Below are 7161 nucleotides of genomic sequence, written 5' to 3' on the forward strand. Positions count from 1 at the left end.
CTCCGGCACCGCCGCCTGCCCGACGTCGTGGCGCTGGCCGCGTACGCGGCGCTGGCCGCGGCGCTGGCGGTGGCCGCGGCCGGGGGGGGGGCGGCCAGCGCCGGGCGGGCCGTGCTGGGCGGGCTGGTCTTCGGCGGGGCGCACGCGCTCGTCCCCGCGCTGTCGCCGCGCTCGCTCGGCGCCGGGGACGTGAAGCTCGCCGGGAGCGTCGGCGCGGTCCTCGCCGCGACGGGCTGGCCGTCGGTCGTGCTCGGCGCCGTCGCCGCGGCGCTACTGAGCGTGGCGCTCGCGGTGGGCGGGCCCCGGCATCCCGTGGTGCCGCACGGACCCGGTCTCCTGGTCGCGGCGTGGGCGCTCGCGGTCTTCGCCGGACCTGGTCCGGGATAGCCCGGCCTGTCCTGGGACGGAGAGGAGGTTGTGACAGGATCTGTCAGGTGTTGCGCTGGATAACCGCAGGGGAATCGCACGGACCCGCCCTCGCCGCCATCCTGGAAGGGATGCCCGCCGGGGTCGAGGTCACCACCGCCGAGGTGAGCGAGCAGCTCGCGCGACGGAGGCTCGGCTTCGGCCGCAGCCCCCGGATGGGCTTCGAGACCGACCACATCGAGTTCACCGGCGGTGTCCGGCACGGGCTCACCCAGGGTGGTCCCGTCGCGGTCCAGATCGAGAACGCCGAGTGGCCCAAGTGGGAGAAGGTCATGTCGGCCGATCCCGTGCCCGCCGAGGAGCTCGAAGGACTGGCGCGCAACGAGCCGCTGACCCGCCCCCGGCCTGGTCACGCGGACCTGCCCGGCATGCAGAAGTACGGCTTCCCCGAGGCCCGGCCGGTGCTGGAGCGCGCGAGCGCCCGCGAGACCGCGTCCCGCACGGCGCTCGGCACGGTGGCCCGCGCGTACCTCAAGCAGCTGCTCGGGGTCGAGATCCTCAGTCACGTCGTGTCCATCGGCGGTGCCTCGGCGCCGGAGGGCCCGCTGCCCGTGGCGGCGGACCTGCCAGCCATCGACGAGAGCCCGGTCCGCGCCTTCAGCCAGGAGGGGACCGACGCGATGGTCGCCGAGGTCGACGCCGTGCGGAAGGCGGGTGACACCGTCGGCGGCGTGATCGAGGTGATCGCCTACGGCCTCCCGCCGGGCCTCGGCTCGCACGTGCACTGGGACCGCAGGCTCGACGCCCGCCTCGCCGGCGCGCTCATGGGCGTCCAGGCGATGAAGGGCGTGGAGGTCGGCGACGGCTTCACCACGGCCCAGCGCTGGGGCAGCCAGGCCCACGACGAGATCGACCGCGGCACCGGCCCGGTCGGGGTGACCCGCCGGTCCAACCGGGCGGGCGGGCTCGAAGGCGGCATCACCAACGGCGAGCCGCTGCGCGTGCGCGTCGCGATGAAGCCGATCTCGACCGTCCCCAAAGCACTGTCCACTGTGGATGTCACGACCGGCGAACCCGCGGTCGCCATCCACCAGCGTTCCGACGTCTGCGCGGTACCCCGCGCCGGTGTCGTGCTGGAGTCGGTGGTCGCGCTGATCCTCGCGGACGCCGCGCTGGAGAAGTTCGGCGGCGACTCGCTGGCCGAGGGCAAGCGCAACGCCGAGGCCTACCTGAAGGCGCTCGAGGAGCGCTGGTGACTCCTCGCGCGGTGATCATCGGGCCGCCGGGCTCGGGCAAGAGCACGGTCGGCCCGGCGCTCGCCGCCCGGCTCGGTCTCGCCTTCCGCGACAGCGACGACGACATCGTCGCGAGCGCGGGCAAGCCGATCACCGACATCTTCGCGGAGGAGGGCGAGCCCGCCTTCCGCGCGCTGGAAGAGAAGATGGTCGCGAAGGCGCTGGTCGAGCACGAAGGCGTCCTCTCGCTGGGTGGGGGAGCGCCGCTCACCCCGGGCACCCGGGAGCGGCTGGCCGGGCACACCGTGATCTTCCTCAACGTCGGGATGGCCGCGGGCGTGCAGCGCGCCGGGCTCTCGACCGCGCGCCCGCTGCTGGCCGGGGTGAACCCCCGCGCCACGTACAAGGCGCTCCTCGACGCGCGGCTGCCGGTGTACCGCGAAGTGGCCGCGTTCGAGATCGAGACCGACCGGCTGACCGCCGACGAGGTCGTCGAGGCCGCCCTCATCGGGCTCGCCGAGATCAGCAAGGAACGAGCATGAAGCGCACCATCGCCGGCGTCGTCCTCGCCGCCGTGGCCTTGACCCTGACGGCGTGCGGCGAGGAGAAGCAGCCCGCCGGCGCCGACGTCATCCAGACCGGCGCCGCGACCAGCGGCGCTCCCGCCTCGGGAGCGCCCGAGACGGATGTCGCCGCCGACGTCAAGGTCACCAAATGCGACAGCGGCGGCTACACGCCGAAGATCACCATCGAGGTCACCAACAGCACGGGCGAGGACGCGCGCTACGCCGTCACCATCGCGATCAAGGACGCCGACGGCAAGGCCTCCGGTGAGGCGCTGTTCGCGAAGAACCGGATGACGCCCGGCCAGAAGGTGACCGAGGAAATCCCGGGCGACACCCCGGTCAAGGGCAAGATCACCTGCGAGGTCGCCAGGGCCAAGCGGCTTCCGCCGAAGTGAGGGAAACGATGACCGAGCCGGTCCGCATCACCGTCAACACCGCCAAACCGTACGACGTCGTCATCGGCCGCGGCCTGCTGGGCGAGCTCACCGAGCAGCTCACCGACGCCTCCAAGGTCGCGCTGATCCATCCGCCGACGCTGACCACCACCGCCGAGGCCATCCGCGAGGAACTGGCCGCGGCCGGGATCGACGCGCATCGCGTCGAGATCCCCGACGCCGAAGACGGCAAGGCGCTCACCGTCGCCAGCTTCTGCTGGGAAGTGCTCGGCCGCATGGGCCTGGACCGCCAGGGCGTGGTCGTCGGGCTCGGCGGTGGCGCCGTGACCGACCTGGCGGGCTTCGTCGCCGCCACCTGGATGCGCGGCGTGCGTCTGGTCAACGTGCCCACCACGCTGCTGGGCATGGTCGACGCCGCGCTCGGCGGGAAGACCGGCATCAACACCGAGGCGGGCAAGAACCTCGTGGGCGTCTTCCACGAGCCGAGCGCGGTCCTGGTCGACCTCGCGACGCTGGAGACGTTGCCGCCCAACGAACTCGTCGCCGGAATGGCCGAGGTCGTCAAGGCCGGGTTCATCGCGGATCCGCGCATCCTCGAACTCGTCGAGCAGGACCCGGCCGCGGCGCTGGACACCACCGGCGAGGTCATCGGCGAGCTGGTCCGCCGCTCGATCCAGGTCAAGGCCGACGTCGTCGCCGCGGACCTGCGCGAGTCGGACCTGCGCGAGATCCTCAACTACGGCCACACCCTCGCCCACGCCATCGAACGCCGCGAGAAGTACCGGTGGCGCCACGGCGCCGCGGTCAGCGTCGGGCTGGTGTTCGCCGCCGAACTCGCGCGACTGGCAGGCCGTCTCGACGACGCCACCGCGGAGCGGCACACGTCCGTGCTCAAGCTCCTGGGCCTGCCGACCACCTACGACCCGGACGCGCTCCCGCACCTGCTGGAGACGATGAAGGGCGACAAGAAGACCCGGTCGGGGGTGCTGCGCTTCGTCGTCCTCGACGGGCTCGCGAAACCCGGCAGGCTGGAAGGGCCCGACCCGTCGCTGCTCGCGGCCGCGTACTCGGTGGTGGCGGGCGAGGCCCCCAAGGCCGGCGGGAGCGTGCTGCTGTGAAGGTGCTCGTCCTCAACGGTCCCAACCTCGGCAGGCTCGGCCTGCGCGAGCCGGGGATCTACGGTTCCGCGACACACGCCGACCTGGTCTCGACCTGTGTCGGCACCGGGAAGGAACTCGGGATCGACGTCGAGGTCCGGCAGACCGACCACGAGGGCGAGATGGTCGGCTGGCTGCACGAAGCCGCCGACGCGGGCTGGCCGGTGGTGCTCAACGCGGCCGCGTGGACGCATTACTCGATCGCGGTCCGCGATGCCGCCGCCCAGCTCACGTCGCCGTTGATCGAGCTGCACATCTCCAACGTGCACAAGCGTGAGCAGTTCCGGCACCACAGCGTGCTGTCGGACATCGCCACCGCGGTCGTCGCCGGGCTCGGGGTCGACGGATACCCCTTGGCCCTGCGCTGGATGGCCGCGAACGCGGCATGAACAGCCCACCGGCGATCGAGACCGCGAGGCTGCGGCTGCGCGCGCTGACCGAGGCCGACACCGAAGCGATCGTCAAGCTCTTCGCCGACCCGGCGATGAGCGCGCATTTCGCCGTCCCTCTGACCGAGCCGGACCTGGTCCGCGAAATGGTCGGCCGCAGGCTGTCCTATGACGGCCCGGCGGGAATGGGGCATTGGGCGATCGAACGCGACGGCGAGGTCATCGGTCTCGCGCATTTGCGGCCGTCGGCGGAATTGCCGGGCGAAGTCCCGGAGATCGGCTATTACCTGTCGCGTGCGCACGGCGGGCAAGGGCTGGCGACCGAGGCCGCGCGTGCCCTGCTGGCACACGGGCTCGTCGGGCTCGGCCTTTCGTCGGTGTGGGCGCTGGTCGGCGAGTCCAATGTGGCCAGTCAGAACCTGGTGCGGCGCTTGGGTTTCCTCGACGTCGGCGGCGGTGACCACTACGGCAGCGGGCCGCATCGGGTGTTCGTCGCGCTGCCGTCGGACCACGGTCGCGCGCACCACATCGAACTGTGGGTGCCGGATCTCGCCCGCGCGGAGGAAAGCTGGGGCTGGCTGCTACTGGAACTCGGCTGGCGCGAGTTCCAGCGCTGGCCCGCCGGAGTCAGCTGGAAGCACGGCGCGACGTACCTCGTCGTCGAGCGTTCTCCCGCGCTCAGCGGCGAAAAGCACGAGCGGACCGCGCCGGGTCTGAACCATCTCGCCCTGCACGTCGAGTCCCCCGATCGGGTGGACGAGCTGGCTTCGAAAGCGCTCGAACACGGCTGGTCGGCGATGTTCGCGGACAGGTATCCGAATGCGGGGGGTGATCACCACTACGCCGCCTACCTCGAAAACGCCGATGGCTTCGAAGTGGAATTGGTCGCCCTACCGGGGACTGACGTCACCCGGCCGGGTTAAGCCTCGCTACACTCGGCCATCATGCGCCTTTTTCGTGGGGGTCGGCGAACCGCCCGTATCGTGGTGGCCCTCGTCGCGGCCGGCGCGGTCCTCATGGCGTGCAGCGACGGAAATGTGCAGTCCCAGGCCGACGGCAAAGGCGGCGGGATCGGCGGAGCCCAGCAGCCGCCCAAGGAGAAGCCGCGGCCGATGGACGTCGAGCTCGCGACGAGCGATCCCCGGGCCAGTGGCGGCGTGGTCGGCGCGGGCGATCAGGACGCGGTCTACAACTACGGCCCGACCGTGATGCGGGACGGCGGCAAGCTCAAGATGTGGTGGTGCAGCCAGTACGGCAGCGCCCAGCCCGCCGGTGACGACGTCCTCTACGCGCAGTCTTCCTCGCTCGACGGTCCCTTCACCGGCCCGTCCGGCGGCGGCCCGGCGGCGGTGTTCTCCGGCGCCCCAGGTGGTTTCGACGGGATGCACACCTGCGATCCGTCGGTGATCAAGGTCGGCTCGACCTACTACATGTATTACACCGGCGCGGCGGGCGACCACGCGCTCGGCAACTCGATCGGGCTCGCCACCAGCCCCGACGGGCTCACCTGGACCCGCGCGGCGGGCGGACAGCCGATCATCGGGCCCGCGCACGACGTGCACCGCGACAACGTCTACGGCGCCGGCCAGCCTTCGGCGGTGTACCTCGACGGCTGGTTCTACGTGCTCTTCACCGACACCACGGCCAAGGCCGCCGGGTGGAACGGCGCCGGGCAGTTCCTGCTCCGTGCCAAGGACGCGGCGTTCACCCAGGGCGTGGAGACGCTGGGGGAGCAGGGCTTCGTCGCCAAGCCCAGCACGATCTCGCCGCGCACACGCTCGCTGGTCGACGGATTCAGCACCGACCTGATGTGGGTCGGCGCGCTCGACGCGTTCGTGATCGCGCACGAGACCGACACCGGCACCACGCTCACCTTCTGGACCAGGGACTTCTCCGCGCAGCCGTACCGGCCCGCGATCATCCCCGGCGCGTGGAAGGAGGGCCCCGGCCTGGTCCGGCGGCCCGACGGGCACGCGCCGCTCTCCTCGGGCGACGTCTGCGACCGGGTCCCGTTCGACGTCGTCCGTGCCACGATCGTCGGCGGCGCGGGGGCGCCGACCGACCTCAAACATTTCGGTCTCGACGTCCGGGGCTCGCGGGCCTGCGACGGAGACGCCCGGATCCGGACCTCGTTCGAAGGCGTCGCGATGCCGTCGCCGCAGCGGACCATCGACCTGGTGGCCGACGGCGCCCTGGTGCGGGTCGACCGGCGCTCGGTGGCGGCCGCGCTCGCGGGCGAGGTGCTGGACAAGCGGCTCAAGGTCGTCGACAAGTTCCCGCAGGCCGCGCGCTTGAGCGCCGGGGCGAAAATGGTGCGCGCGCCGGGCCGCGGATTCGGCGTGGTGCTCGACGGCAAGCTGTACGTGGTGCCGGACGCGGGAGCGGCGGCGCTGAACGACTCGACCGTCGAAGAGATCAGTGATCAGGCCTGGGACGGCTTCCCGGCCGGTTTCCCGCTCGCGGGCTGAGCTTCGTCTTCGTCGTCTTCTTCTTCCGCCGGGGCCTTCTTGGCGATGAGCCCGCCGACGAACAGGCCGAGCCCGGCCGGGATCAGCACCAGCAGGGCCGAGAAGGCGGCGCCGCCGGTGAGCGCTCCGCCGAGCTCCGAGGCGCCGGTCTGGTCGACGAACACCGCGCGGCCGATCACGTACAGCACGCCCGAGACCGGGCCCGCGATCAGCGCCGCGATGAACCAGTTCTTGCCGCGCTCGGGTTTGCCCTGCCAGGCGTCCACGGCGCTCCAGCCCGCCGCCGCGCCGACCAGGACGGCGAGGGCGAGGGAGGTGAAGAGGGTCTTGTCGGTGGGGTTGAAGACCTCGTACTTGGCCAGCACGGTGACGGCCGCGCCGTGCAGCAGCGCCATCACGAGTCCACGAGTCAGCCACGGTGCCATTGGGGAAGCTTAACTCGCCAGTAGCGACCGGTGGTCGCTGCGGCTCGCGGCTTGTGGTCAGTACGTGAAGGAGGCCTTCAAGAGCTGCGAGCGGGGAGTGCGGTGGTGGGTGGTGGTGGGGGTCGGGGTGGTCGTGAGCGGCAAGTGTCGTTCTAACCCC

Annotated in this window: 9 protein-coding genes; 8 read left to right on the top strand and 1 reads right to left on the bottom strand. The window is 71.8% G+C overall.

Annotation, left to right across the window (positions count from 1 at the left end):
• The 8 genes from CFP71_RS41195 to CFP71_RS41230 form a co-directional block, all read left to right on the top strand.
• Positions 1–387, top strand: a 387-nt coding sequence (locus tag CFP71_RS41195) for a prepilin peptidase (protein ID WP_208636154.1), incomplete at its 5' end; no start/stop codon positions are given.
• 47 nt (positions 388–434) lie between these two features.
• Positions 435–1622, top strand: coding sequence for a chorismate synthase (gene aroC, locus CFP71_RS41200; protein ID WP_093939300.1), 1188 nt, complete (start codon positions 435–437; stop codon positions 1620–1622).
• The gene (locus CFP71_RS41205) at positions 1619–2143 is read left to right on the top strand and encodes a shikimate kinase (RefSeq protein ID WP_167406472.1); all 525 of its coding nucleotides are present in this window, start codon (positions 1619–1621) and stop codon (positions 2141–2143) included. The genes aroC and CFP71_RS41205 overlap by 4 nt, the downstream gene beginning before the upstream one ends.
• Positions 2140–2562, top strand: a complete 423-nt coding sequence (locus CFP71_RS41210) for a hypothetical protein (protein ID WP_093939302.1) — start codon at positions 2140–2142, stop codon at positions 2560–2562. The genes CFP71_RS41205 and CFP71_RS41210 overlap by 4 nt, the downstream gene beginning before the upstream one ends.
• Before the next feature lie 8 nt (positions 2563–2570).
• Positions 2571–3680, top strand: a complete 1110-nt coding sequence (gene aroB, locus CFP71_RS41215; protein ID WP_093939303.1) for a 3-dehydroquinate synthase — start codon at positions 2571–2573, stop codon at positions 3678–3680.
• Positions 3677–4108 carry a type II 3-dehydroquinate dehydratase gene (aroQ, locus tag CFP71_RS41220; protein WP_093939304.1) on the top strand — a complete coding sequence of 144 codons (432 nt, stop codon included), beginning with the start codon at positions 3677–3679 and terminating at the stop codon, positions 4106–4108. The genes aroB and aroQ overlap by 4 nt, the downstream gene beginning before the upstream one ends.
• Positions 4105–5031 (top strand): GNAT family N-acetyltransferase, encoded by a 927-nt coding sequence (locus CFP71_RS41225; RefSeq protein ID WP_093939305.1) that lies wholly within the window; start codon positions 4105–4107, stop codon positions 5029–5031. Before aroQ ends, CFP71_RS41225 begins: the two co-directional genes overlap by 4 nt.
• Positions 5032–5091: 60 nt before the next feature.
• Entirely contained in the window at positions 5092–6576 is a 1485-nt protein-coding gene (locus CFP71_RS41230; protein WP_093939306.1) for a glycoside hydrolase family protein, read from the top strand.
• Here the strand turns inward: CFP71_RS41230 and CFP71_RS41235 are convergent.
• On the bottom strand, positions 6531–6971 hold the full coding sequence (locus CFP71_RS41235) for a hypothetical protein (protein WP_093939307.1): 441 nt from the start codon (positions 6969–6971) through the stop codon (positions 6531–6533). The genes CFP71_RS41230 and CFP71_RS41235 overlap by 46 nt on opposite strands.
• Positions 6972–7161: the final 190 nt, after the last annotated feature.

The organism is Amycolatopsis thailandensis, assembly GCF_002234405.1.
Classification (GTDB): domain Bacteria; phylum Actinomycetota; class Actinomycetes; order Mycobacteriales; family Pseudonocardiaceae; genus Amycolatopsis; species Amycolatopsis thailandensis.